The organism is Halomonas sp. ML-15 (assembly GCF_014779595.1).
In the GTDB taxonomy this organism is placed as follows: domain Bacteria; phylum Pseudomonadota; class Gammaproteobacteria; order Pseudomonadales; family Halomonadaceae; genus Franzmannia.
This window is the reverse complement of sequence record NZ_JACXZT010000017.1, coordinates 219,278-244,786: the sequence shown is the minus strand read 5'-3', so window position 1 is coordinate 244,786 and position 25,509 is coordinate 219,278. Positions and strand designations below refer to the sequence as shown.

Here is a 25,509-nt window from a genome sequence, read left to right as displayed (position 1 = left end):
CGCCGGCTCGGGGCGTTCGACCGCCCTCGCGGCGGTGCCGCGAAGGGCCGGGCGGTCTCACCCCCATGTGAGAGTAGCGGAGCGCCGCCCGGATCATCGTCAGGCACTTATACCAAGAAACCCCTGTCTCGAGAGAGGCTGGGGTTTCGCCGTTTGAAGGCCTTTCAGTAGCGACACCCGACTATCTAGCTCCTGCACGCCCTGGCCAGGATTCGAGAAATGCCAAAGCCCTGTCGGCTTCGACTGGCCGACTGAACAGGTAGCCCTGCAGTTGATCACAGCCAAGCTCTTTCAGCAGATCATGCTGTGCTTGATGTTCGATGCCTTCGGCAATGACCTTAAGGCCGAGGCCATGGGCAATTCGTATAATTCCTTTGACCAGATCGACGGCTGCCCGCTCATGGGGTAGGTCATCGATAAAGCTCTTATCGATCTTCAGAGCGTCAATGGGGAGTCGCTTGAGATAATTCAGCGAGGAGTAGCCGGTCCCGAAGTCGTCAAGAGCCAGGGTGATGTCGTGATCCCGAAGCTGGCGCATGGTGTTGACCGCCTGACTGATGTCGGTGAGCAGGCTTTCCTCGGTCAGCTCCAGGGTCAACCGCTCTGGGGACAGGTCGTACTGCTTGAGCGTCTGAAGGATATGGTCGACAAAATCCAGTTGATAGAACTGGTTGGCGGGGATGTTGACACCCATCCGTAAAGGGGGATTGCCTGGCCTGAGCGGCCAATCCAGTGCTGTCTTGCACACCACCTTGAGTGACCAGTCCGTCAGCAGTCGTGACAGTCGGGGAGTTTTTTCGGCGATGGGTACGAACTCCCCGGGACTGACTATGCCCAGCTCCGCATCGTTCCAGCGCGCCAGCGCCTCGAAACCGATCACGCCACTGCCATCGGCGAGCACAATGGGTTGATAGTGCTGGGACACCTCGTCATCTTGAAGCGCTGGCTCCAGGCGTTGCTCTATCCAGTGCCGACGAACGGCACTTGCCTCAGTATGATGAGTGAAGACATGCATGCCTCCCTTGGCTCTAGGCCCTTTAAGGGCGGCTCTGGCCCTTTCCAGCAGGTCATCAGGGGTAGTGCCGTCATCGGGGGAGACGCTGATCCCTACATCAATGTCCGGTCGCAGGGTATGGCCCTCGAGGTCGATGGCCATGTTCAGCCTGTTGACGATGGGCGTTATAACGCTGAAGAGATCACGCACGGAGAACATTGACACCACTCCAGCGAAGCGGTCATAGCCCAAGTGGCCAGCAGCGAGCATCTTGATGTCCGGTGCCGTCAGTCGGTCCGCCATGCATTGCAAGACGGCATCTCTCTTGCCACGTCCATGAATCCGGCTTATCTCGTCAAGATTGTTAACGCGCAGGTGCAGGACTGCTAAATAGTAAGCTTCTATGTCGGCCAGGCGAATCAGGTTGTCCAAGGTATCCCCGAAGAGGGTCTCATCGGGAAGACCCGTTCGGGCATTGCGTTGCGTGACATGGCTCACCTGTTGGCGCGCAGTGGCCAGCTCAGCGTAGAGATGTATCTGTTCCTCGACGATGCGGGCAAAGGTTTTCAACCAGGAGCGCTCTACCGAGGTCATCTCTCGAGGCTTTGTGTCACTGATGCAAAATGTTCCTATGGGATGGCCGCCCGGACCAAACAAGACGACGCCAGCGTAGAAGCGGACATATGGGGGGGAAACTACTGCCTTGTGGTTACAGAAGAACTCATCTGACAGGGCGTTGGGAATTTCCAGGTAATCATGTGCCAAGGCATGGACACAAAAAGAGAGGTCGTGTGAGGTTTCATGAGCCTCAATGCCCACCGAAGACTTGAACCATTGTCGATTCTCGTCGATCAGGGAGATAAATGCTGCAGGGACATTGAAAATCTGTGATACCAGGCGGGTATATCGATCAAAGCGTTCCTCTGGCTGGGTGTCCAGGATGTCGAGTGCGCGGAGTTCGGCAAGTCGAGCTTGCTCGTCGATGGCAGAGGTGCGGCTAGTGTCAGAAGGAGTATTACTCATGAACCTCTCTTCAGGTGTGTTGCTTACGAAAACGCGTTAGCCGAAGAGAGAGGGCTCGAGCCAATAGCATAATAGCTGTCAGCAGTGCCACTTCTGGTGCCATAACATTTGCTGCACAGGATGAAGTGTCTTATTTAGATAGCTCTCATTAACTTCGTTTATCTAAGCATATAGCTTATTACGGCACTACTGTACCATAGCTTACAAATAATACTTGCGATAGCGGAAAGGGGTTGAAAATCACTTTAGCATGCTGGCTGCACCCAGGTAGGCGTCCGGCGCGGACCGTGACGATGTTCACCAGCCGGTTACCGGGAAAGGCCGGGCGGTGTCGTTTCTCATCGGAGTGCTTGAGGGGCGGCTGGTGGCCGGCTAGACTGCGTGCCTTCAACAGGAGGTGATCGTGATTCCCCAGCACTTGTTGCTCTACTGTCGCCCCGGTTTCGAGCCGGATCTGAGCGCTGAAATTCAGCAAAAAGCGGCGCTGGCGGGCTGGGCAGGCCACGCCGAGGCCGTGCCGGAGAGCGGCTCCGTGAGCTTCGTGGTAGCCGGGGATGAGCCGGTCAATGGGCTGCATCGCGATGTGCCGCTGGCCTCTCTGGTTTTCGCCCGACAGAGCCTGGTAGCGCTCGCCCCCCTCAACCAGATGCCCCGTGAGGATCGCCTGACGCCGATCGTCGAGCAAGTGGTGGCCAGCGGCTGGAGCTTTGAGTCACTGTGGCAGGAAACGCCGGATACCAACGATGCCAAGGCCTTGAGTGGTTTGACTAAAGCGCTGGCCCGGCCGCTGGAGTCGGCGCTCAAGAAGCGTGGAGCGCTGCGTCGCAAGGCGGGAGGAAGGCGCCTACATCTGTGGTGGACGGCTGGTGACAGCGTGCAGTTGGGGATGAGTTTTCCCAATAACCGCAGCGAACATCCCGGTGGCATCCTGCGGCTGCGCTCTCCCCGCGAAGCGCCGAGCCGCTCGACTCTCAAGCTCGAGGAGGCCTGGCATGTGTTCGTGCCGCGGGATGAGTGGGAATCTCGGCTCAACGACAGCATGCAGGCGGCCGATCTTGGTGCAGCCCCGGGGGGCTGGACCTACCAGCTGGTGCGCAAGGGCATGTACGTCTATGCCATCGACAATGGCCCCATGGACAAGGGGCTGATGGCAACCGGGCAGGTTGACCACCTGCGTGAGGATGGCTTCATCTGGGAGCCGCCCAACCGTCTCGACTGGCTTGTCTGCGATATCGTAGACAAGCCGATACGAGTGACCCAGATGATCGAGCGTTGGCTGGTACGGCGCTGGTGCCGGGAGGCGGTGTTCAACCTCAAGCTGCCGATGAAACAGCGCTGGGCAGAAGTGCAGCGCTGCCTGGGGCGGCTGGAAACCTCACTCGAAGAAGCCAGGGTGACGGCTGAGATTCGTTGCCGACAGCTGTATCATGACCGGGAAGAGGTGACGGTGCATGTGCGTCTTCTCGATTGAGACGTTCAGCGATGCTCGTATACGCGGATGTGCTCTTCGTCGGAGAGTAGCGGCTTGACGCGCTGCATGACGCGTTCGCGCTCGCTGCTGTGCAGCCAGTCTTTCCAAGCGCTGAGGTCGCGCCACTGGGTTATCAGCAGACGTCGTTCGGGATGGTGGCGTTCGCATAGACTTTCACCGGCGATGAAGCCACGCGCGCTCACTGATGCCCGCATGGCTTCCCGGGCGGCCTGCTCGTACTCCTCTTCGAGGCCGGGCATGATACGGCGCTCGATGACGATCTTGATCATGTGACTACTCCATTCACCTGCTGACTCATCTACCCGAGAGGATACGAGAACGACCATGGCCGACCAAGTCGACGAATTGCCCAGCCACGACGTGGAACTGGATACCACCGGCCTTTACTGCCCAGAGCCGATCATGATGATGCACAACCGTGTGCGTGACATGCAGCCCGGGCAGATCCTCAAGGTGATCGCCACTGATCCTGCGACCACCCGCGACATCCCCAAGTTTTGCAGCTTCCTTGGCCACGAGCTGCTGAGCCAGCGCGAGCAGGACAGCGGTTACCTGTACTTCGTACGTCTTGGCTAGGCGACATCTCAACGCGCAACCATCAGCGCCAGTGCTTCGAGGGTCACCGGATCTTCGTCCTTGATACGGTTGGCAATGGCGCGCTGAAAGAAATACACCACCCTGTGGCGGCTATGGCCGGGATATAGACAGGCGTCGCCGGCCAGCACCGGGGTCGACTCGACCTGGCTTTCATCGACCAGCAGCGCCTCGAGCTGGCCGTCGCTATAGAGTCGCCAGCCAAATACCTGCTTGAGCTGCCACGGCTGGTCTTCCTCGTCCATGCACAAGGCATGGGTGCCGAGGGTATCCGGTAGCTGCTGGATCAGCGTCGCTGCGTCGGTCTCTTCGTAGTCGAAATAGGCGGCGGCATGCTCTAGTTCGAATAGCTTGTGATCCGGCGGGCTGGAGAAGATCTCTTCAGTCTCGGGATCGCGGTAGCCGACGAAGTGCCCATATTCAGGATCGTCTAATTCATGGCAGGGCGTCAACGATTCCATCCACGGCACCAGGCCGACGACCTCACCATTTTCTCGCAGCCCCCAGGCCAGCAGTGGCATGCCATACAGCGTGTCCGGGTCGGAGGCGAGATGATAGAGCATCTCGAGGCCATCCAGTTCGGGTGCCAGGCGCACCATCCGGCGCTTGGCGTGCAGCCGTTGTCGCATGGCCTCCAGGTCGATGACCTGGGCAGGGCGGGGGGACAGTGGGATTCCCATGGTTACCCTCCTTGAGCGCGTTGTAACGGCAGTGGAACGGCCTAGTTTCACTATTAGCACAGTCCTGCGAGTAAAGTTAACCCCGTTGCTCATCTTCCTGACGTTGCTGGGTCAACGCACACTGCGTCGACCAGCGTTCCAACAGTGTCTGATGGGTGCCATGGGCCTGCCGGAAACGCGGCCAGGGCGCGCTGGCATCACCGTTGTCGGCGCCGATAGCCAGCCAGGTGTCGCGATACTGCTCCGGCGCCGAGCGCGAGACGGGATGGGCATCGAACACCGCGTTGATTGCGGTCAACCAGCGTTCGGCCTGGATGTCGAGACGCGCTAGATAGTCGTCGACATCACGTCGCACGGCGCTGCTGTCGAAGTCGCTCAGCCGTTGGCAGGTAGGAATATCTTCGAGAGCGCTGGCCAGCATCCGATTGCTCTCCTCGAGACGCTGGGTGGCGAGCATCAAGCTACGCAGCACGCGAGCGGTGAGCGGTTCACGGCTGAGGACCTGGAAGTGATCCGCAAGGGTCGAGCCGTCAGGCTGCCAGTCAGGATCGAACTGGCGCAGTACGGCCTCTCTCAGGTATTCGAGAGCGGCGACATGGGCATCGAAGTCGATCTGCGATGTGACCGGCAGAGGTCGACTGGCCCGCGAGAAGTTGCCCACCCACTCGCTGGAGCCGAATAACGCGTTCCAGCTCGCCCATGGCAGATGCTCGGTCTTGGCTTCGGTAATGCGCTGCAGACGCTGCCGATCGCTGTCGGCGAGGTCATCCGCCACGTCGGAGCGCCAGCAGGCGTCGAGGCGTCGCCACAGCTCCAGCTCATATAACCAGCGCTGACTGGGCACAGCGACTCGGCCGAGCTGGTTATTTCGCTCGGCGACCAGCGAGGTGATCTGGCACTCGCGTAGGGCGTATACGTTGAGCAGGCTTTCGCGTAGCTCGGGAATCTTGAACAGACGCAGGTCCTGATCGGGAAAGGCGCCAATATTGTCCGGCGCCTGTGGCTCGGGAGCGCTGACGTCCAACGCCTCGGCGAGCCGTTGCTGATAGTCGCCGAGCAGGTCGTCGGCCTCACTGCCACCGCAGCCGGTGAGCAGGCTACCCAGCAGCACCGCGAAGAGCCAGCCAAGCGCATGACGTAAAGGGTCAGCTACGAGGGATCTGCCATCGTCCATCTTTTACCGCCTTACTGATCTGGTCCAGGCGCAACCCCAACAGAACGGCCGCCACCGTGAGGCCAAACACCAGGCCGATCCAGTAGCCGTAGATGCCCAGCGGGTCGAGCCACTCGCCGAGGCCGCGGGTGCCCAGCCAGTGTCCGCCCAGCAGGCCCACCAGCCAGTACGAGACCAGGGTGATGGACATGATGATGCGGGTATCCTTGTAGCCGCGCAGGGCGCCAGCCATGTTGATCTGCAGCGCGTCGGAGACCTGATAGATCATCGCCAGCACGATCAGCGACAGTGCCAACTGCTGCACCTCGACATTGTGAGTGTAAAGCGCGATCACCGGTTCCGAGGCGAACCACAAAATCAGATTGTTGATACCGGCAATCAGCACACAGACGGCAATACCGTTCCAGGCCACGAAACGCGCCAGCTCGGGTTTGCCGGCACCGAGGGTATTGCCGACACGTACCGTCAGTGCCATGCCCAGCGACAGTGGCAGCATGAACAGGATCGAGGTGAAGTTGAGTGCCACCTGGTGGCCGGCCACCACCACCTCACCGAAGCTGGCGATAAACAGCGCGATCAGTGTGAACAGGGTGACCTCGACAAAGATCGCCACGCCGATCGGCACCCCGACGTAGAGCAGTTCGCCGATCATCGCTCGGCGCGGTGGTGTGGGCGAGTGCCACAGAGTGACCGGCGCGTAGGCCCGCGAACGGCGGGTATACAGCAGCATGGCCAGGCTCATGACCCACATCGACAGCCCGGTGGCGATACCGCAGCCTAGTGCACCGAGCGCCGGGAAGTCAGCCAGTGGCCCCGCCAAGCCGGGGCCGAACAGCGCGACCAGCCCATCGCCGCCGTAGATCAGCAGATAATTGGCAGGCACGTTGACGCCCAACCCGACCAGGCTGATCCATAGCGAGGGGCGGGTGTGGTTCATGCCGTCGGAGAAGGCCCGCAGTGCCTGGAACAGTGCCACGCCGGGCATGCCGAAAGCGACTGCCGAGAGATAGGCGGCAGATAGCTCGGCAACGTGAGAAGGGACGTTCATCAGCCGGAAGATCGGCATTACCGTAAACCACAGCAGCAGCCCGGCCACCAGGCCGAGAGCCAACGCCACCCACAGCGCCTGGTGTACATTGGGACGAATGCGCTCGACATTACCGCCACCCAGCAGTTGGGCGACGATCGGCGTCAGTCCCATCAGAGTGCCGGTCATGAACAGCATCAAGGGCAGCCACAGGCTCGAACCCACCGATACCGCGGCGAGATCGGCGGCGCTGAGCCGGCCGGTCATCATCACATCGGTGACGCCCATGCCCGCCTGAGCGAGCTGAGCGCCGCAGATTGGCAGTGCCAGGCGCATCAATAGGCGGGTTTCTGAACGGGAACGGGCCAGCAGTGGAGAGCGTAACAGCGCCAAGGGTGACACTCCTTCTCGAAAAGCCGGGCACCCATCCCGGCGCCCGCAGAGAGCCTGACGATTTGGTCAAGCTGTGAATCAAGGGCGACTAGTCTAGCAAGGCATGGGGATTTCCGCCTGCCAAACGGAGCTTTATACTGCCGACACTGAATTTTCGAGCGGAGTGACGCGTGACGCACCGGTTGGACGATATCATTGCGCTATTCGACGGGCTGTTCATGCCCGACTACCGTACGCGCCTGGTGCGCGGCGACGACGAGCCGCTCTACCTGCCAGCGCAGGGCGACGGTGACCACCATCGGGTGATCTTCGCCCGCGGCTTCTACGCCAGCGCGCTACATGAGATCAGCCACTGGTGCATTGCCGGGGCGCGGCGTCGCCAGCTCGAGGATTACGGCTACTGGTATCTTCCCGACGGACGCGATGCCCAGCAACAGCGCGCCTTCGAGGATGCCGAGGTGGCGCCCCAGGCGCTTGAGCTGCTGCTGGCCGAGGCGTGCGGGCATTCGTTCAACGTCAGCGTCGACAACCTAGGTGAAGTGGAGGTCGACCGAGATGCCTTTCGGCAGCGCGTCGAGGCACGCGCTGCGCGCTACCGGGAGGAGGGATTGCCGGCGCGGGCGGCCGCCTTGGTGACGGCGTTGACGGCCTATTATCATCAGGGGTACGCGCTTGAGGAGGCCATCGAGTTGGGCCTCACATATGCACCACTCCCAGTGTAGGAGCGACTTCAGTCGCGATTGCAGTGCGCAGCGCTGCCGGTTAAGCCAACCCCATCGCGAATAAATTCGCTCCTACATTGGCCTCGGCGCCACTGCTCTTGTGGGAGCGACGTCAGTCGAGATTGCAGTGCGAAGCGCTGCCGATTGAGCCAACCCCATCGCGAATAAATTCGCTCCTACATTGGCCTCGGCGCCACTGCTCTTGTGGGATCCACGTCAGTCGAGATTGCAGTGCGAAGCGCTGCCGATTGAGCCAACCCCATCGCGAATAAATTCGCTCCTACATTGGCCTAGGCGCCACTGCTCTTGTGGGATCGACGTCAGTCACGATGCGGCGCGTAGCGCTGCCGATTGAGCCACCCCATCGCGAATAAATTCGCTCCTACATTGGCCTCGGCGCCACTGCTCTTGTGGGAGCGACGTCAGTCGCGATGCGGCGCGTAGCGCTGCCGATTGAGCCAACCCCATCGCGAATAAATTCGCTCCTACATTGGCCTAGGCGCGACTCCCTGTGGGAGCGACGTCAGTTGCGATTGCAGTGCGCAGCGCTGCCGGTTAAGCCACCCTCATCGCGAATAAATTCGCTCCTACATTGGCCTCGGCGCCACTGCTCTTGTGGGAGCGACTTCAGTCGCGATTGCAGTGCGCAGCGCTGCCGGTTAAGCCAACCCCATCGCGAATAAATTCGCTCCTACATTGGCCTCGGCGCCACTGCTCTTGTGGGAGCGACTTCAGTCGCGATTGCAGTGCGCAGCGCTGCCGATTGAGCCAACCCCATCGCGAATAAATTCGCTCCCACATTGGCTTAGGCGCTACTCCTTTGTGGGAGCGACGTCAGTTGCGATGCGGCGCGTAGCGCTGCCACTTCAACTCTCTTCCGCCAACCGCTGATGCAGGGCCAGCATCACCTGCACTTCCTGCTCCGGCCGCATCGGTTCCATGCCCAGCTCGCCAAACAGCTGACTACGAGCTCGCGCCCACTCGCCGGGGGCCAGGTCGACATACAGTGACTCGGCGGGGGCCAGTTCAACGAAGGGGTCGAGCCCGAAGACATCGAACAGCCTCGACAGGGCGGCCTCGTCGTCGCTGACCCCCGCGGTGTAGAGGGTGGCACTGAAGTGGTCGTTCTCCAGTTCGCGGATCACGTCCAGCGGGCTGACGCCGAGGTTCTCGAGCTCCTCGAGACTGTAGTCGCCGAGCGAGATCAACTCGTCATTGAGCCAGTCGTCATCGGGCTGGATCAGGGTGTGTTTGACCTGGCCGTCGGCCAGCGCCCAGGCGATGGCCAGCGGCAGGCCGCCATCCTCTCCGGTCTCGACGGCAATGAAGCCAGGAAAGTCGTCCATGTCAGGTCTCCTCGTGGAGCGCGTTCAGGCGAAAGAAGTGCCGCGCCGTGTTGCTGGTGGCAATGGCCAGGGCCGCCTCGTCATCACCGCGCCAGTGGGCGATCTCGGTGACGATCCAGGGCAGCAGCGATGGCTCATGGCGGCGTCCCTTGAGTTTGGCAGGTAAATTGCGCGGCAGCAGGTAGGGGCAATCGGTTTCCAGCATCAGCCGATTGGCGGGAATCTCTCCGACCAGCTCGCGCAGATGATGGCCGCGACGCTCGTCGCAGATCCAGCCGGTCAAGCCGACATGCAGATCGAGATCCAGATAGCCATACAGTGTTTCGCGCTCGCCGGTAAAGCAGTGCACCACCGCATGGGAGATGTCGTCGCGCCAGGCTCGGAGTATCGACAGCATGCGCTGTCCGGCGTCACGCTCATGGATAAACAGCGGCAAGCCGCTCTCGACCGCTAGGCCCAGCTGGGCTTCGAAGGCGCGCTCCTGATCGGTGGGCGTCGAGAAATTGCGGTTGAAATCGAGACCGCACTCGCCGACGGCGACCACCTCAGGCTGTCGATGCAGCCCACGCATGTCGGCTTCCAAGGCGCTGTTCCACTGACTGGCATCGTGGGGGTGGACACCAGCGGTAGCATATAGCCTGGAAGCGTGGCCGCTATGATTGCGCGCCAACTCGATGGCCTGCTCGGCATGCTCGAGGTCGGTGCCGGTCAGAATCAGTTCGCGGACGTTGGCCGCCCGGGCGCGTCGCAGCACCGACTCGAGGTCGTGGGCGAAGCTCGCATGGGTCAGGTTGGCCCCGATATCCACCAGCGGTGCGGGGCTCACCCGCTGCAGTGCCTCGGGCAGGAAGTCGTCGAAGGTGTCGGTCGGCTCGGCCACGCTAGCACTCCCTTGGTTAATCGAGCGCGCATTGTACCTGCAAGGCCGTGGTGGCGACCACGATGGCCCGAGCATGCGTTACACTAGGCGCCTTTAGCGCATGCAACGAGGTGGTGAACGCGTGACCCTGCTACGACTGGAACAGCTGCAACTCGCCTACGGCAACCAGGTGTTGCTCAATGGTGCCGACCTGGTCCTGGAAAAAGGCGAACGGCTGGCGCTGGTGGGCCGTAATGGTACCGGCAAGTCGACCCTGCTCAAGCTGGTGGCCGGAGAGATCCAGGCCGACGGCGGCAGCATCTGGCGCGCCCCGGGGCTCAAGATCGGGGTGCTGGCCCAGGACCTGCCGAGTGCCTCCGGTGAGACCATCTTCGATGTGGTGGCCCAGGGGCTGCCCGAAGCTGGCGGGTTGCTCGCCGAGTATCATCACCTGATACAGGCCCCGGACCCCGACATGAAGCGTATGGCGACGCTGCAGACCCAGCTCGAGGCCATCGACGGCTGGTCGTTTCATCAGCGTATCGACACCGTGCTGACCAAGCTGGGGCTGCCCGCCGATAGTCAGATGGAGGCCCTTTCGGGCGGCTGGCGGCGCCGTGTGGCGCTGGCGCGTGCGCTGGTTGCCGAGCCGGACCTGCTGATGTTGGACGAGCCCACCAACCATCTCGATCTGGATACCATCGCCTGGCTCGAGGAGCAGCTTGCCGCCTTCAACGGCGCGGTGCTGTTCATCACCCACGACCGGGCCTTTCTCTCCAAGCTGGCGACGGCGATTCTCGAGCTCGACCGTGGGCGCCTGGGGCGCTATCCCGGCGACTATGCCGAGTATCAGGCGCGCAAGCAGCACGAGCTGGAGATCGAGGCGCGTGAAAATGCCGAATTCGACAAGAAACTGGCGCAGGAAGAGGCCTGGATCCGGCAGGGCATCAAGGCCCGCCGAACCCGTAACGAAGGACGGGTGAGGGCGCTGGAGCAGATGCGCCGTGAGCGCAGTCAGCGCCGCGAGCGTCAGGGCAACGCGTCGCTCTCGGTGGACAGTGGCGAGCGCAGCGGCAAGCGGGTGGTCGAACTCAAGGGCGTCAGCCAGCACTTCGGCGACGACTGGGTAATCCAGGATCTCAGCCTGGAACTGCAGCGCGGCGACCGCATCGGCCTGATCGGTCGCAACGGTGCCGGCAAGACCACGCTGCTCAAGATCCTGCTCGGCGAGCTGACCCCCAGCCAGGGTGAGGTCAAGCTTGGGACCAATATCAAGGTTGCCTACTTCGATCAGCTGCGTGCCGGCCTGGAACCGGAGAAGAGCGTCTACGACAATGTCGCTCAGGGCAGTGACCGGGTCAGCGTGGGTGGCAAGGACAAGCACGTCATCAGCTACCTGCAGGACTTCCTGTTTACCCCCGAGCGCGCCCGCCAGCCGGTCAAGGCGCTCTCCGGGGGAGAGTCCAACCGTCTGCTGCTGGCCAAGCTGTTCACCCAGCCGGCTAACGTGCTGGTGCTCGATGAGCCGACCAACGACCTCGACGTCGAGACCCTCGAGCTACTGGAAGAGCTGCTGCTCGACTTCGACGGCACCCTGCTGCTGGTCTCCCACGACCGGACCTTTATGGACAACGTGGTGACCGGGGTGATGGCCTTCGAGGGGCACGGCATCGTGCGCGAATACGTCGGTGGCTATAGCGACTGGGTGCGGCAAGGCGGCAGGTTGCCGCCGGCGCCGTGGGATTTCGATGCTGCCAAAGGCAGTCACGAGGCCAAGCGCGAGACCCCCACGCCCACCGCTGAAGACTCGGCACCTGCGCCTGCCGCCAATAAGCCGGTAAAGCTCTCCTACAAACTGCAGCGCGAGTTGGACGCGCTGCCGGGCGAGATTGAACGGCTCGAGAACGACGTGGCGGCCTTTGAGGCCAAGGTGGGGGATCCGGCCTTCTATCAGGGCGATGCCGATGAGGTAACCACCACCCTGGAGGCGCTAGCCGCCAAGCAGGGTGAGCTGGATGCCGCCATGGAGAGGTGGATGGAGTTGGAAGCATTGGCGGCGGGGGAGGAGTAAGCCCCGCCGCGGTCAGCGCTTACTCGTCGGTTTCGCCATCCTTGCCGACGCGTACGGCCAGCACGTCGCACTTGGCGCCGTGGAGCACCCCGGTGGAGGTGGAGCCCAGCAGCAGGGCGAAGCCATGGCGGCCGTGGGAACCGACCACGATCAAGTCCACGCCGTGCTCTTCGGCGAAGCGGTGGATTTCGGTGTCCGGCATGCCGACGACCACATGCTGGTTTTCGGCCGGCACATTGTGTGGGTCGGCGATCTCCGCCAGGCGGTGCTTGGCGTGGTCATCGAGCTGATCCTGAATGCTGGTCAGGTCCATGGGGATATCGCCGCCGTAAGCGAAGCCCAACGGCTCCAGGGTGTGCATGATCGATAGCTTGGCGCCATTGCGTTCGGCAATCGGCAGGGCACGCTCGAGCACCTTGTAGGAATCCTTGGTGAGGTCGACGGCGACCAGTACGTGACGGTATTCGTTGCTCATGGGGCACCTCCCGTGGCGAGGTTGGCTGAGTGGCTTGTCTTGCCTTCCACTCTAGGCCGGGTGGCGGCGTCTCACAACGATCTATATCAACGTTTTAGCATCTTTTGCAGAGGACAGGCGGCAAGCATGAACTGGTTGTTGATCGCGTTTATCGTGGCACTGATCGTGTCGCCGGTGATGTGGCTCAAGCCGAGCCCCAAGCAGAAGCGGGTAATGCGGCTGCGCGCCCACGCCGCGAAGGCCGGCGTGAGGGTCAAGCTGGCAGCACCGCCGCTGCACGCCGCCGGCAAGCTGATGCCCAGCTACCGTTGGGGGTATCCCAAGGAGCGGCCCGGGCCGCGCTTCGTGGCGGTGCGCGAAACGGCCGCGAGCAATGTGCTCAAGTCGGTGTGCCATGGCTGGCGTTGGCGGATAGAGCCGCTACGACCGCTGCCGGAGGCGATTCATCGGCGGCTCGAGGCGCTGCTAACACGCTTGCCCCAGGATGCACTGGTACTGGAGTCGGACGAGCATGGGCTAACGCTGTGGTGGTACGAATCCCAAGGGCCCGAGCGTTTCGACAGCTACCTCGGTGACCTGGCCGCGCTGCGTGACGACTTGGCAGGACGTCCGGACAGGCCGAGCAAGCTGCGCCCGCTGGTAAAGTAATCAGAGGCATTGTCTTAGTCGTCGCTTTTACCGTCGTCGCTCTCTCGGGCCTGAATGGCCAGACCGTTCTCCTCGATGCGGGTCAGGTAGTCGTCCATGCGGGCGATATCGGCGTCGCTGAGGCCCGCCAGCATCTCTTCGCGGGCCTCCTTGACCACGGTATCGATCTGCTGCAGTAGCGGCATGGCGGCGGGGGTGAGATGGATTCGCTTGGTGCGGCGATCCTGATCGCAGGGACAGCGTTCCACCAGGCCCTGCTCGGCGAGCTGATCCAGGGTGCGAACCAGCGACGGGGCCTCGACGCCGATCACTCTGGCCAGGTCGCACTGTGGCTGGCCGTCGCCCAGGCGCCATAGGTGGTAGAGCGTGATCCAGCGGGTCTGGGTCAGCTCGAGGGGGCTAGGCGCTTGTCGATGATCGCGCGCCACAGGCGTGGCACGCGATTCAACTTGGTGCCGATATTCTGGTGTTTGGATAGATTGGACATAGTTGGGCCAGTTCGCAGGCGAATTGTTGAATTGTCCGAACCGTGCGCCCGCAATGCAAGCCTTATGGGCTTCTGTACTTATTCCTTTCGCTTCAGCTGTGCCTGACGCTCGCGCCTGGATCATTAACCGCCGGGTACCAGCCGACGCAGGTCGAGTCCCGGGATGCCTGGGGGCGATTGAATCTGTCCATCGGCCATCTCTGCGGTTACTGGCGAGTCGCTGACCGTGAAGCGCAGCACGCCCAGGCGCTGCCCGGAGGCGGTGACCACATCAACTCGCCAACGGCCCTCGGCCTCGGTGGGAAAGTTCTGCTTGCGGGACCAGGCGCGGTAGCCCTGCTGGCGCCCGCCGTGAATGGTCAACGGGATGCGGTCGATCAGTTCGCCATCATGGCGCCACTCGTGGAAGACCTCTTCCTGCAACCCGCGCGGCGCGCGTATCGCGGTGTAGGCGTAGAGCCCGCTGGTGGTCAGTGCGTTGCGGGTCAATGCCACGCTGCCGCCGGGGGTGCGCGACTCGACATCGAGGCTTGGCGACAGGGCGCTACCGGTCAGCCACAGGTTGACCGGCGGGACCCAGGCGCGGCCGGCCCAGCCAGCGCCGGCCAACAGCAGCGCCAAGCCGAACATGGCCAACCAGCTGCGTAGCCGCGTGGGCCGCACCAGATGCATCAGGCTAGGCAGGCTGAATATCACCATCAGGACCAGCGCATAGAAGAGGGTCTCGCTGGTGGTGAGCTGCAGCATGATGGGCAGGGTCACCAGCACCACCACGAATACGCACTGGGCGTGAAAGGCGAAATAGATCCAGCGATAGCGCTCAGCCAGCTTGAAGTAGAGTGGATCCAGGATAGAGAGTAGGGCGAGCCCGATGATCAGCAGCGTGAACAGCGCCTGGCCGCTGGCCCACACCGTGGTCGCCAACAGGAACGGCAGGCTGAAGAGCAGTGTCTCCTGGTGGATCAACTGAGCGATAAAGGTGGTCGCCCCGCGCGGCAGAGTCGGATAGCCTCGCCTTGCCAGCGCACGGCCGATCACGCTCTCGGAGAGCAGCAACAGCCAGGCCAACAGCATGCCCAGCGCCAGAGCGGCGCCCAGCCACTGTTGGCGGTCGACCAGAAAGAAGCTCGCCACGCCGGCAGCGAAGGCGATTGGCGGCCACACCCATAGATAAGGGCGGACGCGTTCGATCAGCCCCTCCACGCGACGCTGGGCGCGGGCCAGCTGCGCGGCGCGAGCCGGGTTGTGCGGCGATGGAGCGGTTGGGTCAGGCGTCTCGCAGGGTGTGGTCATGCCGGGGCAGGGCTCCGTGAAAAACGTAGAGGCTAGCAGTCGCACTATGACAGACGGAGTCGAGAAACGGCGACACTCTCAGCAAGGGGCACGACTTTGGTGGGGGGCGGCCGCCGCAGGCTTGACGCCGACGCCAAGCTGGACCAAGCTGTCTGGCAATCAAACGGCCGTATGAAATCGTGGAGTTTCGCGGATGATCTACCAAGGCAATGCCATTACGGTGGCCAGCAACGGCGATAATATCGCCACTCTGACCTTCGACCTGAAGGACGAGTCCATCAACAAGCTTTCCAGCGCCGTGGTCACGGAGCTGGGCGAGGCGGTGAAGGCCCTCGAGGGCGCCAGCGATCTCAAGGGCCTGGTGATCGCCAGCGCCAAGGACGTATTCATCGTCGGTGCCGATATCACCGAGTTTCACGGCATGTTCTCCAAGGGTGAGGGCCAGATCGCCGAGATGCTCGAGCAGGTGCACGGCATTTTCAATGCCATCGAGGATCTGCCGTTCCCCACCGTCACTGCCATCAACGGCCTGGCGCTGGGCGGCGGCTGCGAAGTCACCCTGACCACCGACTTCCGAGTCATGGGCGACAAGGCCAAGATCGGCCTGCCCGAGACCAAGCTGGGTATCCTGCCAGGCTGGGGCGGCTGCGTGCGCCTGCCGCGCATCGTGGGCGCCGATAATGCCATCGAGTGGATTGCCGGTGGTAGCGAGAATCGTGCCGATGCCGCGCTCAAGATCGGCGCCGTGGATGCCGTGGTGCCCAATGAGCAGCTCGAAGCGGCGGCGCTGGATATCCTGGCCCGGGCCAACCGCGGCGAGCTCGACTACCAGGCACGCCGCGACGAGAAGACCGGCCCGCTCAAGCTCAACCCCATCGAGCAGATGATGGTCTTCGAGACCGCCAAGGGTTACGTGGCGGGCAAGGCCGGGCCTCATTACCCGGCACCCATCGAAGCGATCAAGGTGATCCAGAAGGGCGCCGGCGAGGAGCGCGGACGCGCCCAGGCGATCGAGGCCAAGGCCTTCGCCAAGCTGGCGCTGACCGATGTCTGCTACAACCTGGTGGGGCTGTTCCTCAACGATCAGGTGGTCAAGAAGAAGGCCGGCCAGTACGAGAAGCAGGCCCAGCCGGTCAAGCAGACCGCGGTACTGGGGGCCGGCATCATGGGCGGCGGCATCGCCTACCAGAGCGCCTCCAAGGGTACGCCGATCCTGATGAAGGACATCAAGGAGGAGGCCATCGAACTGGGCCTCAAGGAGGCGCGCAAGCTGTTTGGCAAGCAGGTGGAGCGTAACAAGCTGACTACCGAACAGATGGCCGAGAAGCTCTCCAACATCCGTCCAACGCTCTCCTACGGTGACTTCGGTCACGTCGACCTGGTGGTCGAAGCGGTGGTCGAGAACCCCAAGGTCAAGGATGCAGTGCTCACCGAGGTCGAGGGCCTGGTCGACGACAAGGCGATTCTCACCTCCAACACCTCGACCATCTCGATCAACCGCCTGGCCCAGAATCTCAAGCGTCCCGAGAACTTCTGCGGCATGCACTTCTTCAACCCGGTGCACCGCATGCCGCTGGTCGAGGTGATCCGCGGCGAGAAGACCTCCGATGCTGCCGTGGGCGCGACCGTGGCCTATGCCCGCGCCATGGGCAAGACGCCCATCGTGGTCAACGACTGCCCAGGCTTCCTGGTCAACCGGGTGCTGTTCCCCTATTTCGGCGGCTTCAGCATGCTGGTGGAGCAGGGTGCCGACTTCCAGCACGTCGACAAGGTGATGGAGAAGTTCGGCTGGCCGATGGGCCCCGCCTATCTGCTCGATGTGGTGGGCATGGATACCGCGGTTCACGCCAACGAGGTGATGGCCGAGGGCTTCCCGGACCGCATGGCCCGCGATAGCAAGACCGCCATTCAGGTGATGTACGAGAATGAGCGCCTGGGGCAGAAGAACGACAAGGGCTTCTACGCCTACGAAGAGGACAAGAAGGGCAAGCCGAAGAAGGTCAGCGACGACGCGGCCTATGCCCTGGTCAAGCAAGTGGTGAAGGAGGAGAAGACGTTCAGCGACGAGGACATCATCGCGCGTATGATGGTGCCGCTGTGTCTGGAGACCGTGCGCTGCCTGGAGGATGACATCGTCGCCAGCCCGGCCGAGGCCGATATGGCGCTGATCTACGGCATCGGCTTCCCGCCGTTCCGCGGCGGTGCGCTGCGCTATATCGACGCCATGGGCGTGGCAGCCTTCGTCGAGTTGGCCGACGGCCTGGCCGAGGAGCTCGGCCCGCTCTACGCGCCCACCGACAAGCTGCGCGAGATGGCCAAGTCCGGCGACACCTTCTACGGCAAGAGCGCCTGAATTCACCACGAACAGGAGTAGTGAAAGATGAGTTTGAATCCGAGAGATATCGTGGTGGTCGACGGCGTGCGTACCGCCATGGCCAAGGCCAAGAACGGCGCCTTCCGCCACGTGCGCGCCGAGAATCTGTCCGCCGCGGTGATGCAGGCGCTGTTTGATCGCAACGCCAACCTCGACCCGTCGGAAGTCGACGACGTGATCTGGGGCTGCGTTAACCAGACCCTCGAGCAGTCGATGAACATCGCCCGCAACGCGGCGATCATGACCGGCATTCCGCGCTCGGTGCCGGCCCAGACCGTCAACCGCCTGTGCGGCTCGTCGATGACGGCACTGCATATCGCCGCGGCCAATATCAAGGCCGGCATGGGCGACTTCTACGTGATCGGTGGTGTCGAGCATATGGAGCACGTGCCCATGGCCCACGGCGTCGACGTCAACCCGGCGGCCAGCAAGTATGCCGCCAAGGCGGCGATGATGATGGGCCTGACCGCCGAGCTGCTGGGCAAGATGCACGGCATCAGTCGTGAGGATCAGGACAAGTTCGGGGTACGCTCCCACCAGCGCGCCCAGGCGGCGCTGGATGGCGGTCGCTTCGACAACGAGATCATCGGTGTCGAAGGGCATGACGGTAACGGTTTCCGCGTGCGGGTCGACCGCGACGAAGTGATTCGCCCAGACGCCAGTCTCGAGTCGATGGCCGCGCTCAAGCCGGTGTTCGATCCGCGTAACGGTACCGTCACGGCGGGCACCTCTTCGGCGCTCTCGGTAGGCGCCTCGGCGATGGCGGTAATGAGCTACGAGCGCGCCCAGGCGCTGGGCCTCGAGCCGATCGCCAAGGTGCTCTCCACTGGCGTGGCCGGCTGCGACGCCTCGATCATGGGCTACGGCCCGGTGCCGGCATCGAAGAAGGCGCTCAAGGCCGCCGGCCTGACCGCCGACGATATCCAGACCGTCGAGCTCAACGAGGCCTTCGCCGCTCAGGGCCTGCCGGTGCTCAAGGATCTAGGGCTGCTCGACGCCATGGATGACAAGGTCAATCTCAATGGCGGTGCCATTGCCCTTGGGCACCCGTTGGGCTGCTCCGGGTCGCGGATTTGCACCACGCTGCTCAACGTCATGCAGCAGCAGCAGACCAGCCTTGGCCTCGCCACCATGTGTATCGGTATGGGCCAGGGGGTAGCGACGGTGTTCGAGCGTCTGCGCTAATAAGCACGTTGCGAACGCAGTCTGGTAATCGAAACGGCACCCCAAAGGGTGCCGTTTTGCGTAGCGTGAAAGACGCGCACTGGCTCAGTCTGCTGGGCTACTCATTGTCTTCACTGCTGTCCTCAACCGCTTCTTCAGCTACTTCTTCTTCAATCGCTTCGTCATCGCTGATCCAGCCCTGCTCTCGATAGTAGCGCAGTGCGCCGTCGTGGAGTGGGGCGGACAGCCCTTCGCTGATCATCAGCTCCGGGGTCAGTTCATCGAAGGCCGGGTGATACGCCTTGAGCGTCTCGAGGTCATCGAACACCGCGGACACCAGCCGATAGATCAGCTCATCATCGGTCTGCGCCGAAGCGACCAGGGTGGCACGCACGCCGAAGGTCTTCACCGCCGGCTGGTCGTCGGCGTAGATGCCCGCAGGTATCGTGGCTGGAGTGAAGTAGGGGAGCTCATCGACCAGGCGCTCGATCTCCTCGCCTTCCACATCCACCAGCATTGCATCGCACAGGCGAATGGCCTGGGCCACCGAGTCGTTGGGGTGGCCCACCGTATACACCATGGCGTCGACATTGCCGTGGCATAGCTCCAGCGACTGCTGGTCGGCCGGCAGGTCGTTGGCCAGGCTGAAGTCATCCAGCGTCCACTGCTTGGCGTCGAGCAGGGTCATCAGGGTGCCGCGCTGGCCGGATCCCGGGTTGCCGACGTTGACGGCACGCTGGTGCAGGTCATCGAACTGCCGTATGCCACTGTCGCGGCGCACCACCAGGGTGAAAGGCTCACCGTGTAGCGAGAACAGCGAGCGCAAGTTTTCGTCGGGGCCCACCTCGTTGAAGCCCTCTTCGCCGTAAACGGCGTAGTGCTGCAGGTCGGACTGCGCCAGTGCCACGCTGACGGCGCCCTCTCGCACGTTGGCGAGGTTCTCGGCCGAGCCGTCGCTGGTCTGGGCGGTACATGGGGTCGTGAGCATACGGCACAGCGTGCGCCCGGCGAGGTGGTAGACGCCCGCCGAGCTGGCGGTGCCGATGGTGATGCGTGTCTCCTCGGCCTGGGCCGCACTAGGCATGAAGCATAGTGCCGCCAGCGTTGCGGCCATACAGCAGGCGCGGACGGAACGTGGAGAGGGCGCGTCAATAGAAGCGCTCAGGACGATAGGCATGGCGTACCTCGGCCGCGGCCATCGGCCTGCCTGGGCTGGCGGGTCGAGGGCGGAGTCATGATATCGCTCGACTGCTCAATGAGCGGTTACTCAGAGCATAGTGGGGTCTGGGCGATTGGGGAAACGCGATCTCTGGCGCAAAGGGGCTGCACGAAAAGGTGGGGAGCGCTAGAGAATACCGGCGTCCAGCCCTGCCGCCAGACTCATGGCCAGCTCCTCGACTTGCTCGAGGAACGTCCCCTGCCACTCGCCGTGGAGGATCAGCGGCGCCTGTGCCCATCTCCAGCTCAGCCCACCGACGATGCTCTCCACCGCGCGGCGGGTGCCGGTGCCGTCGAGGCCGGCGCGCACATAGAGGGCGCAGGGAAGGCCCTGTTTCTCCTCCAGCACCGGGTAGTAGCTGCGATCGAAGAAGTCCTTCAGCGCACCGCTCATGTAGCCGAGGTTCTCGGTGGTACCGAGCAGGATGGCGTCGCAGGCCAGCACATCGTCGGGCCCAGCCTCAAGCGGTGGCTTGACGATGACGTCTACGGCGTCGATCTCGGGGTGGCGTGCACCGCGTTCGGCGGCCTCGCGCAGGGCCAGGGTATTGGGCGAGGGGGCGTGGGCGACGATCAGCAGGGTTTTCATCCTGCCAGCCTAGCAGCTGCAGCCAGACGGCAAAACGCCACGGCACGCGGCCGTGGCGTTCTGGGTTGCCCAACACGATTCAGCGCTTGGGCCAGGCCTTGGGGTCGACCTTGTTGACCAGCTTGGGGAAGCGGCTGGGATCGAATACCGGTTCCTGGCCGGCGCTGAGCTGGCGGTCGTAGTCGCGTAGCAGGGCGAAGGCGACCGGCGACAGTAGCAGAATCGCCACCAGGTTGATCAGCGCCATCATGCCCATGGAGAGGTCGGCGAAGTTCCAGATGGCGCCGAGGCTCGCCACCGACCCCACCATTACCATGGCCAGCACCGCCAGGCGGTAGATCAGCACCGCCATTGGCGCGTGGCGACCGGCCAGGTACTCGATATTGGACTCGCCGTAGGAGTAGTTGGCAATCACCGAGGTGAAGGCGAACAGCAGAATGGCCACGGCAATGAACATGCTGCCCCATTCGCCGACGTGGCTGGATAGCGCGATCTGGGTCAACTGGATACCGCTGGCCTCGTCGCTGGCCATCACTTCCGGCCCGGCCATGATGATGATCGCTGCGGTAGCGGTACAGATCACCAGGGTGTCGAGGAACACCCCGAGCATCTGGATAAACCCCTGGGCGGCAGGATGATTCGGCTTGGTGGTGGCGGTGGCCGCGGCGTTGGGCGCCGAGCCCATGCCCGCCTCGTTGGAGAACAGGCCGCGCTGGATGCCGTTGATGATCGCCTGGGAGACCGCATAGCCGATGGCGCCGCCGGCGGCCTGCTCGATGCCGAAGGCGCTCTTGATGATGGTCATGAACGCCGCCGGCAGGTCGCCGATGTTGAGCGCCACCACGACCAGTGCCAGCAACAGGTAGAGCAGCGCCATCAGCGGCACCACCAGCTCGGCGACACGGGCAATCGACTTCAGGCCGCCGCAGATGATCGGTGCTACCACTACCATCAGTATCAGGCCCATGGCCCAGGTCGGAATCGAGAAGGCCTGCTCCATGGCCTGGGCGATGGAGTTGGCCTGGACGCTGTTGAAGGCCAGACCGAAGGCGATGATCAGGCACACAGAGAAGGCCACAGCCAGCCAGCGCAGCCCCAGGCCGTGCTCGATATAGCGCGCCGGCCCGCCGCGGAAGGTATTGTCGCCGTGGTCGGTCTTGTAGGCCTGAGCCAGGGTGGACTCGACGAAGCTGGTGGCCATGCCGACCATCGCCGTCATCCACATCCAGAAGATCGCCCCCGGGCCGCCGAAGTAGATCGCCACCGCGACACCGGCGAGGTTACCAGTGCCGACCCGCGCCGCCAGGCTGGTGGAGAGCGCCTGGAAGGAGGAGATGCCACCGCTGGCTTCACGCGAGTGGCGTAGTAGCTTGAACATGTGGCCAAAGTGGCGGATCTGGATGGCGCGGGTCATGACCGTGAAGTAGAGGCCGGTGCCGATCAGCAGATAGATCAGCACGCTGCCCCACAGCAGGCCATTGCCGGCATCGACCAGGCCGGTGAGGGCCCCGGGTAGCGTGAAATTCATGACGCTCGCCTTCCTTTGCTAATGAATGAAAGGGCGTCATTCTTCATGCCAGGCAAAAAATCGCAAGAGTTTTGGTTTTTGCGAGAAACTATGGTGATAAAAACCAGCGTTCAGCTCCCAGTAAGCTTTTACGAAGCCTCATGGGTGACGTATTCGACACACTCCAGGGATTCGGTGGCCATCACGATCTGTTCAAGCTCATCGCAGAAGGCATTCAATGCCTCGCTGGCATGCCCTGGCGCGCGATGCAGTTCGATCTCCACATGTCCCAGGTCGGGCAGCCCCTCGTCGCGGCCGATGATGCGACAGCCTTCGGGCACGCTGCGCGGGGTCTTCACCGTCAGAGCCAGGCCGGCCTGCACCGGCAGATTGATGCCGGTGGGCGATTGGCTCGAGTAGCGCACGTCCCAGCGGCGGTCTTCGCGTCCTAGCGCAGCGAAAGCGTGGGCGCGGAAGATACAGCCCTCAGGGTTAAGCGCCAGCGGTAGCGTCTCCCAGGCATCCAGGCGGGTCTGCTCGGCGACCACCCACACCAGCGGCTCGCGGCCGAGCAGCCGGCCCGACTGGGTCGGCATATGGCGTATTGCCAGCACCACGTCGAGCAGTCCCTCCTGAAAGGCGTGGACCTGGGCGGCACTGATATCGCAGACCACCTCCAGGCGCACGTTGGGATAGCGTTCGGCGAAGCGCGGCAGTAGCTCGGGCAGGTAGGTACTGGCCTGCTCCTCCGAGGTGCCCAGGCGGATCAACTCGCCCTGGCGCTCGGCGCCCATCACTCGCAGTGCCTCGTCCTGCAGCTTGAGGATATGCCGCGCGTAGGGCAGCAGGCGGCCGCCGGCGGGAGTAAGGATTACGCTGCGGCTGGTACGCTCGAATAGCGCCTCGCCCATGCGATCCTCGAGGCGCTTGATCTGCAGGCTCACCGCCGACTGGGTTCGATGCAGCACCTTGCCAGCGGCGCTGAAGCCCTCGCACTCGGCCACGGTGACGAAGGCACGCAGCAGGTCGGTATCCATGATCTATGAGCTCCTGAAATGCGTTTTATCTTAACCATTCATTTCTATTATCGAACCTGTCTCTCTACCCTGTCCAATACGCTAGCCAACGGCAGGAGTCTTCACCATGCACGCCACTGCATCCCACACTGACGCTACTTCACTCAACGGCCTCGACGGCCTGATCGATCTGGCCCGCTACCCCATCGAGGATCTCGATAGCGATGCCGGCCAGGCGCTGATCCGCGAGTGCCGTGCCCAGCTGGCCGATGACGGCTGTGTGGTGCTCAAGCACTTCGTCCCGGAGGACGCCCTTGAGCGGCTCGAGCGCGAGACCGAGCGCTTGTCGCCGGAGGCCCACTACAATCAGACCGAAACCAACCCCTACAACAGCGACGGTGATGCGTCGTTGCCGGCAACGCATCCCAAGAACCGCTTCGATGACCGCACCAACGGTTTCGTCGCCGGTGACCGCATTGACAACGAGACCATCATTCGACAGGTCTATGAGCATCCCGGCTTCCAGCGCTTTATCGCCAGCGTGGTCGGCATGGACGAAATCCATGAATATGCCGACCCGCTTGCCGGACTGGTGATCAACGTGCTGCGTGAGGGGTGTCAGCACCCCTGGCACTACGATACCAACGAATTCATCGTCACCATGATGACCCGCCAGTCCCATGCTGGCGGTCGCTTCGAGTACGCACCGGGCATTCGTAGCCCCGAGGGCGAGAACTTCGAGGCGGTGGAGCGGGTGCTCGACGGTGACCGCTCGCCGCTCAAGTCGCTGGACCTGCAGCCCGGCGATCTGCAGATCTTCTTCGGTCGCTACTCGCTGCACCGCGTGACGCCGGTGGAGGGCGACAAGGAGCGCCACACGGTGATCTTCGCCTACGCCAAGGAACCTGGCTTCATCGGCCGTCCCGAGCGCGCCCAGCGCATCTTCGGACGCATGGCGCCTATCCACGAGCAGATGCTGCGCGAGGGCACGACGCGTAGCGACAACCTGGCCGACTGAGTCCCGCTTCGAACAGCTTGCACCCGCACAGAGAGATTTCATGAGCATCGTAGAATTCGAAAACCTGTCCGATAACGAGCCCGACAAGATTCCGGTGGTGCCATCGGCACCGATGGCCAACGGCGACAGCATTCCCACCGCCTTCGATCCCAAGCAGCTGCGCGCCGGCCGCCTGGCGCGTCTGCGCGGCATGATGGCCGAGCAGGGCTATGCCGCAGTGGTGCTGTTCGACCCCTACAATCAGCGCTACGCCACCGGCTCGCGCAATATGTTCGGCTACTTCCTGCGCAACTCCTCGCGCTATATCTATGTGCCGCTGGACGGGCCGATCATCCTCTTCGAATACCCCGGCAGCGCCCATGTCTCGACCTGGCTCGAGACCATCGACGAGGCGCGCACCTCCAAGGTGGTGTGGTCGGCGGTCAATCAGCGCGACAACCTCTCCAGCGACCCCTTTGGCGTCGAGATCGCCGAGTTGATCGAGGCCCACGGCCGCGGCAACAAGAAGATCGGGCTCGACCGCTGTGCGCTCAACCTGGCGCGTTCGCTGGAGGCTCAGGGGCTCGACGTCTACGACTGCATGCAGGACACCCTGCACTGTCGGCGCATCAAGACCCCGGAAGAGATCGCCTGCCTGGCTCAGTCGATGGCCGGCAGCGAAGCCGCGGTGGCCGAGGTCGAGGCCGCCATCAAGCCGGGTATCCGCGAGAACGATCTGTTCGCGATTCTGTACGGTGAGGTAATTCGCCAGGGTGGCGAGTTCATCGAGACCCGGCTGCTGTCGTCGGGGCCGCGCACCAATCCCTGGTTCAACGAAGCCAGCGATCGGGTGATTCGCGCCGGAGAGCTGGTTGCACTGGACACCGATACCATCGGCTGCCACGGCTACTACTCGGACTTCTCGCGCACCTTCCATGTCGGTCCCGGCCGTCCCAGCGGCTACCAGCAGAGCCTCTACCAGATGGCCCATGAGCAGGTGCATCACAACATGGCGATCCTCAAGCCGGGCATGAGCTATCGCGAGATCGCCGAGAAGGCCTGGAAGATTCCCGAGCGCTTCCTCGACCGCCGCTACCCGTCGATCATCCACGGCGTGGGCATGCATGGCGAAACGCCGCTGGTCGCTCACCATATGGACTTCGATCGCTTCTCCAAGGACGGCATCCTCGAGCCCGGTATGGTGGTGTCGGTGGAGAGCTATATCGGCGAGGTCGACGCCGCCGATGGCGTCAAACTCGAGGAGGAGGTGCTGGTGACCGAGACAGGTATCGAAAAGCTCAGCGGCTACCCCTTCGATGACGTGCTCCTCGGCCGCCATTTTTAACTCGCGCCGGCCCCAGGCCGG

At 62.9% G+C, this 25,509-nt stretch carries 22 protein-coding genes and 1 pseudogene; 9 read left to right on the top strand and 14 right to left on the bottom strand.

Annotation, left to right across the window (positions count from 1 at the left end; genetic code table 11):
- Positions 1 to 181: 181 nt before the first annotated feature.
- Positions 182 to 2,017, bottom strand: a complete 1,836-nt coding sequence (locus IEI94_RS10715; protein WP_191167294.1) for a sensor domain-containing phosphodiesterase — start codon at positions 2,015 to 2,017, stop codon at positions 182 to 184.
- Positions 2,018 to 2,420: 403 nt separating this feature from the next.
- On the opposite strand from IEI94_RS10715, the gene rlmM reads away from it, so the two are divergent.
- Positions 2,421 to 3,488 carry a 23S rRNA (cytidine(2498)-2'-O)-methyltransferase RlmM gene (gene rlmM, locus IEI94_RS10710; protein WP_191167293.1) on the top strand — a complete coding sequence of 356 codons (1,068 nt, stop codon included), beginning with the start codon at positions 2,421 to 2,423 and terminating at the stop codon, positions 3,486 to 3,488.
- A gap of 5 nt (positions 3,489 to 3,493) precedes the next feature.
- On the opposite strand, the gene IEI94_RS10705 is transcribed toward rlmM, so the two are convergent.
- A complete protein-coding gene (locus tag IEI94_RS10705) occupies positions 3,494 to 3,778 on the bottom strand; it encodes an antibiotic biosynthesis monooxygenase family protein (RefSeq protein ID WP_191167292.1) in 285 nt (94 codons plus the stop codon).
- 55 nt (positions 3,779 to 3,833) lie between these two features.
- On the opposite strand from IEI94_RS10705, the gene tusA reads away from it, so the two are divergent.
- A complete protein-coding gene (tusA, locus tag IEI94_RS10700) occupies positions 3,834 to 4,085 on the top strand; it encodes a sulfurtransferase TusA (RefSeq protein ID WP_191167291.1) in 252 nt (83 codons plus the stop codon).
- A gap of 8 nt (positions 4,086 to 4,093) precedes the next feature.
- Here tusA and IEI94_RS10695 read toward each other — a convergent pair whose 3' ends face one another.
- The 3 genes from IEI94_RS10695 to IEI94_RS10685 all read right to left on the bottom strand — a co-directional run bounded on the left by IEI94_RS10695 (position 4,094) and on the right by IEI94_RS10685 (position 7,320).
- Positions 4,094 to 4,783, bottom strand: a complete 690-nt coding sequence (locus IEI94_RS10695; RefSeq protein ID WP_191167290.1) for a hypothetical protein — start codon at positions 4,781 to 4,783, stop codon at positions 4,094 to 4,096.
- A 76-nt stretch (positions 4,784 to 4,859) separates the two neighbouring features.
- Positions 4,860 to 5,957, bottom strand: coding sequence for a DUF3080 family protein (locus tag IEI94_RS10690; protein WP_191167289.1), 1,098 nt, complete (start codon positions 5,955 to 5,957; stop codon positions 4,860 to 4,862).
- Positions 5,929 to 7,320 (bottom strand): MATE family efflux transporter, encoded by a 1,392-nt coding sequence (locus tag IEI94_RS10685; protein WP_191167309.1) that lies wholly within the window; start codon positions 7,318 to 7,320, stop codon positions 5,929 to 5,931. Before IEI94_RS10685 ends, IEI94_RS10690 begins: the two co-directional genes overlap by 29 nt.
- A gap of 227 nt (positions 7,321 to 7,547) precedes the next feature.
- On the opposite strand from IEI94_RS10685, the gene IEI94_RS10680 reads away from it, so the two are divergent.
- Positions 7,548 to 8,099 carry an elongation factor P hydroxylase gene (locus tag IEI94_RS10680; protein ID WP_191167288.1) on the top strand — a complete coding sequence of 184 codons (552 nt, stop codon included), beginning with the start codon at positions 7,548 to 7,550 and terminating at the stop codon, positions 8,097 to 8,099.
- An 866-nt stretch (positions 8,100 to 8,965) separates the two neighbouring features.
- On the opposite strand, the gene IEI94_RS10675 is transcribed toward IEI94_RS10680, so the two are convergent.
- On the bottom strand, positions 8,966 to 9,445 hold the full coding sequence (locus IEI94_RS10675) for a hypothetical protein (RefSeq protein ID WP_191167287.1): 480 nt from the start codon (positions 9,443 to 9,445) through the stop codon (positions 8,966 to 8,968).
- A gap of 1 nt (position 9,446) precedes the next feature.
- Positions 9,447 to 10,325, bottom strand: a complete 879-nt coding sequence (locus IEI94_RS10670) for a TatD family hydrolase (protein WP_318153389.1) — start codon at positions 10,323 to 10,325, stop codon at positions 9,447 to 9,449.
- A 121-nt stretch (positions 10,326 to 10,446) separates the two neighbouring features.
- Between IEI94_RS10670 and IEI94_RS10665 the strand changes: the two genes are divergently transcribed.
- A complete protein-coding gene (locus tag IEI94_RS10665; RefSeq protein WP_191167285.1) occupies positions 10,447 to 12,375 on the top strand; it encodes an ATP-binding cassette domain-containing protein in 1,929 nt (642 codons plus the stop codon).
- A gap of 19 nt (positions 12,376 to 12,394) precedes the next feature.
- Here the strand turns inward: IEI94_RS10665 and IEI94_RS10660 are convergent, their stop codons facing one another.
- Positions 12,395 to 12,850: a universal stress protein gene (locus IEI94_RS10660; protein WP_191167284.1), complete on the bottom strand. Its 456-nt coding sequence runs from the start codon at positions 12,848 to 12,850 to the stop codon at positions 12,395 to 12,397.
- 126 nt (positions 12,851 to 12,976) lie between these two features.
- Here IEI94_RS10660 and IEI94_RS10655 point away from each other — a divergent pair, with 126 nt between their 5' ends.
- Entirely contained in the window at positions 12,977 to 13,498 is a 522-nt protein-coding gene (locus IEI94_RS10655; RefSeq protein WP_191167283.1) for a preprotein translocase subunit YajC, read from the top strand.
- A gap of 14 nt (positions 13,499 to 13,512) precedes the next feature.
- On the opposite strand, the pseudogene slyA reads toward IEI94_RS10655, so the two are convergent.
- Positions 13,513 to 13,985: pseudogene (slyA, locus tag IEI94_RS10650) on the bottom strand (transcriptional regulator SlyA).
- Between the two features lie 123 nt (positions 13,986 to 14,108).
- Positions 14,109 to 15,278: a DUF5924 family protein gene (locus tag IEI94_RS10645; RefSeq protein ID WP_191167282.1), complete on the bottom strand. Its 1,170-nt coding sequence runs from the start codon at positions 15,276 to 15,278 to the stop codon at positions 14,109 to 14,111.
- 193 nt (positions 15,279 to 15,471) lie between these two features.
- Between IEI94_RS10645 and fadB the strand changes: the two genes are divergently transcribed.
- The gene (gene fadB, locus IEI94_RS10640; RefSeq protein WP_191167281.1) at positions 15,472 to 17,631 is read left to right on the top strand and encodes a fatty acid oxidation complex subunit alpha FadB; all 2,160 of its coding nucleotides are present in this window, start codon (positions 15,472 to 15,474) and stop codon (positions 17,629 to 17,631) included.
- Between the two features lie 27 nt (positions 17,632 to 17,658).
- On the top strand, positions 17,659 to 18,837 hold the full coding sequence (gene fadA / locus IEI94_RS10635; protein WP_191167280.1) for an acetyl-CoA C-acyltransferase FadA: 1,179 nt from the start codon (positions 17,659 to 17,661) through the stop codon (positions 18,835 to 18,837).
- 97 nt (positions 18,838 to 18,934) lie between these two features.
- On the opposite strand, the gene IEI94_RS10630 is transcribed toward fadA, so the two are convergent.
- The 4 genes from IEI94_RS10630 to IEI94_RS10615 all read right to left on the bottom strand — a co-directional run bounded on the left by IEI94_RS10630 (position 18,935) and on the right by IEI94_RS10615 (position 23,167).
- The gene (locus IEI94_RS10630; protein ID WP_191167279.1) at positions 18,935 to 19,930 is read right to left on the bottom strand and encodes a TAXI family TRAP transporter solute-binding subunit; all 996 of its coding nucleotides are present in this window, start codon (positions 19,928 to 19,930) and stop codon (positions 18,935 to 18,937) included.
- Between the two features lie 231 nt (positions 19,931 to 20,161).
- Positions 20,162 to 20,623, bottom strand: coding sequence for a flavodoxin family protein (locus IEI94_RS10625; protein ID WP_191167278.1), 462 nt, complete (start codon positions 20,621 to 20,623; stop codon positions 20,162 to 20,164).
- 79 nt (positions 20,624 to 20,702) lie between these two features.
- On the bottom strand, positions 20,703 to 22,151 hold the full coding sequence (locus tag IEI94_RS10620; RefSeq protein ID WP_191167277.1) for an alanine/glycine:cation symporter family protein: 1,449 nt from the start codon (positions 22,149 to 22,151) through the stop codon (positions 20,703 to 20,705).
- 128 nt (positions 22,152 to 22,279) lie between these two features.
- Positions 22,280 to 23,167, bottom strand: coding sequence for a LysR substrate-binding domain-containing protein (locus IEI94_RS10615; RefSeq protein WP_191167276.1), 888 nt, complete (start codon positions 23,165 to 23,167; stop codon positions 22,280 to 22,282).
- 106 nt (positions 23,168 to 23,273) lie between these two features.
- Between IEI94_RS10615 and IEI94_RS10610 the strand changes: the two genes are divergently transcribed.
- Both IEI94_RS10610 and IEI94_RS10605 read left to right on the top strand, forming a co-directional pair.
- A complete protein-coding gene (locus IEI94_RS10610; RefSeq protein ID WP_191167275.1) occupies positions 23,274 to 24,164 on the top strand; it encodes a hypothetical protein in 891 nt (296 codons plus the stop codon).
- 40 nt (positions 24,165 to 24,204) lie between these two features.
- Positions 24,205 to 25,488 (top strand): M24 family metallopeptidase, encoded by a 1,284-nt coding sequence (locus tag IEI94_RS10605; protein WP_191167274.1) that lies wholly within the window; start codon positions 24,205 to 24,207, stop codon positions 25,486 to 25,488.
- Positions 25,489 to 25,509 lie beyond the last annotated feature (21 nt).

Excerpts from the sequence above, each read along its gene's own strand:
- IEI94_RS10645 (WP_191167282.1), bottom strand. The coding sequence starts at position 15,278 with ATGACCACACCCTGCGAGACGCCTGACCCAACCGCTCCATCGCCGCAC.
- fadB (WP_191167281.1), top strand. The coding sequence starts at position 15,472 with ATGATCTACCAAGGCAATGCCATTACGGTGGCCAGCAACGGCGATAAT.
- IEI94_RS10695 (WP_191167290.1), bottom strand. The coding sequence starts at position 4,783 with ATGGGAATCCCACTGTCCCCCCGCCCTGCCCAGGTCATCGACCTGGAG.
- IEI94_RS10625 (WP_191167278.1), bottom strand. The coding sequence starts at position 20,623 with ATGAAAACCCTGCTGATCGTCGCCCACGCCCCCTCGCCCAATACCCTG.
- IEI94_RS10655 (WP_191167283.1), top strand. The coding sequence starts at position 12,977 with ATGAACTGGTTGTTGATCGCGTTTATCGTGGCACTGATCGTGTCGCCG.
- IEI94_RS10615 (WP_191167276.1), bottom strand. The coding sequence starts at position 23,167 with ATGGATACCGACCTGCTGCGTGCCTTCGTCACCGTGGCCGAGTGCGAG.
- IEI94_RS10630 (WP_191167279.1), bottom strand. The coding sequence starts at position 19,930 with ATGGCCGCAACGCTGGCGGCACTATGCTTCATGCCTAGTGCGGCCCAG.
- IEI94_RS10620 (WP_191167277.1), bottom strand. The coding sequence starts at position 22,151 with ATGAATTTCACGCTACCCGGGGCCCTCACCGGCCTGGTCGATGCCGGC.
- IEI94_RS10705 (WP_191167292.1), bottom strand. The coding sequence starts at position 3,778 with ATGATCAAGATCGTCATCGAGCGCCGTATCATGCCCGGCCTCGAAGAG.
- IEI94_RS10715 (WP_191167294.1), bottom strand. The coding sequence starts at position 2,017 with ATGAGTAATACTCCTTCTGACACTAGCCGCACCTCTGCCATCGACGAG.
- IEI94_RS10605 (WP_191167274.1), top strand. The coding sequence starts at position 24,205 with ATGAGCATCGTAGAATTCGAAAACCTGTCCGATAACGAGCCCGACAAG.
- IEI94_RS10660 (WP_191167284.1), bottom strand. The coding sequence starts at position 12,850 with ATGAGCAACGAATACCGTCACGTACTGGTCGCCGTCGACCTCACCAAG.
- IEI94_RS10685 (WP_191167309.1), bottom strand. The coding sequence starts at position 7,320 with ATGCGCCTGGCACTGCCAATCTGCGGCGCTCAGCTCGCTCAGGCGGGC.
- IEI94_RS10610 (WP_191167275.1), top strand. The coding sequence starts at position 23,274 with ATGCACGCCACTGCATCCCACACTGACGCTACTTCACTCAACGGCCTC.
- fadA (WP_191167280.1), top strand. The coding sequence starts at position 17,659 with ATGAGTTTGAATCCGAGAGATATCGTGGTGGTCGACGGCGTGCGTACC.
- IEI94_RS10690 (WP_191167289.1), bottom strand. The coding sequence starts at position 5,957 with ATGGACGATGGCAGATCCCTCGTAGCTGACCCTTTACGTCATGCGCTT.
- IEI94_RS10675 (WP_191167287.1), bottom strand. The coding sequence starts at position 9,445 with ATGGACGACTTTCCTGGCTTCATTGCCGTCGAGACCGGAGAGGATGGC.
- tusA (WP_191167291.1), top strand. The coding sequence starts at position 3,834 with ATGGCCGACCAAGTCGACGAATTGCCCAGCCACGACGTGGAACTGGAT.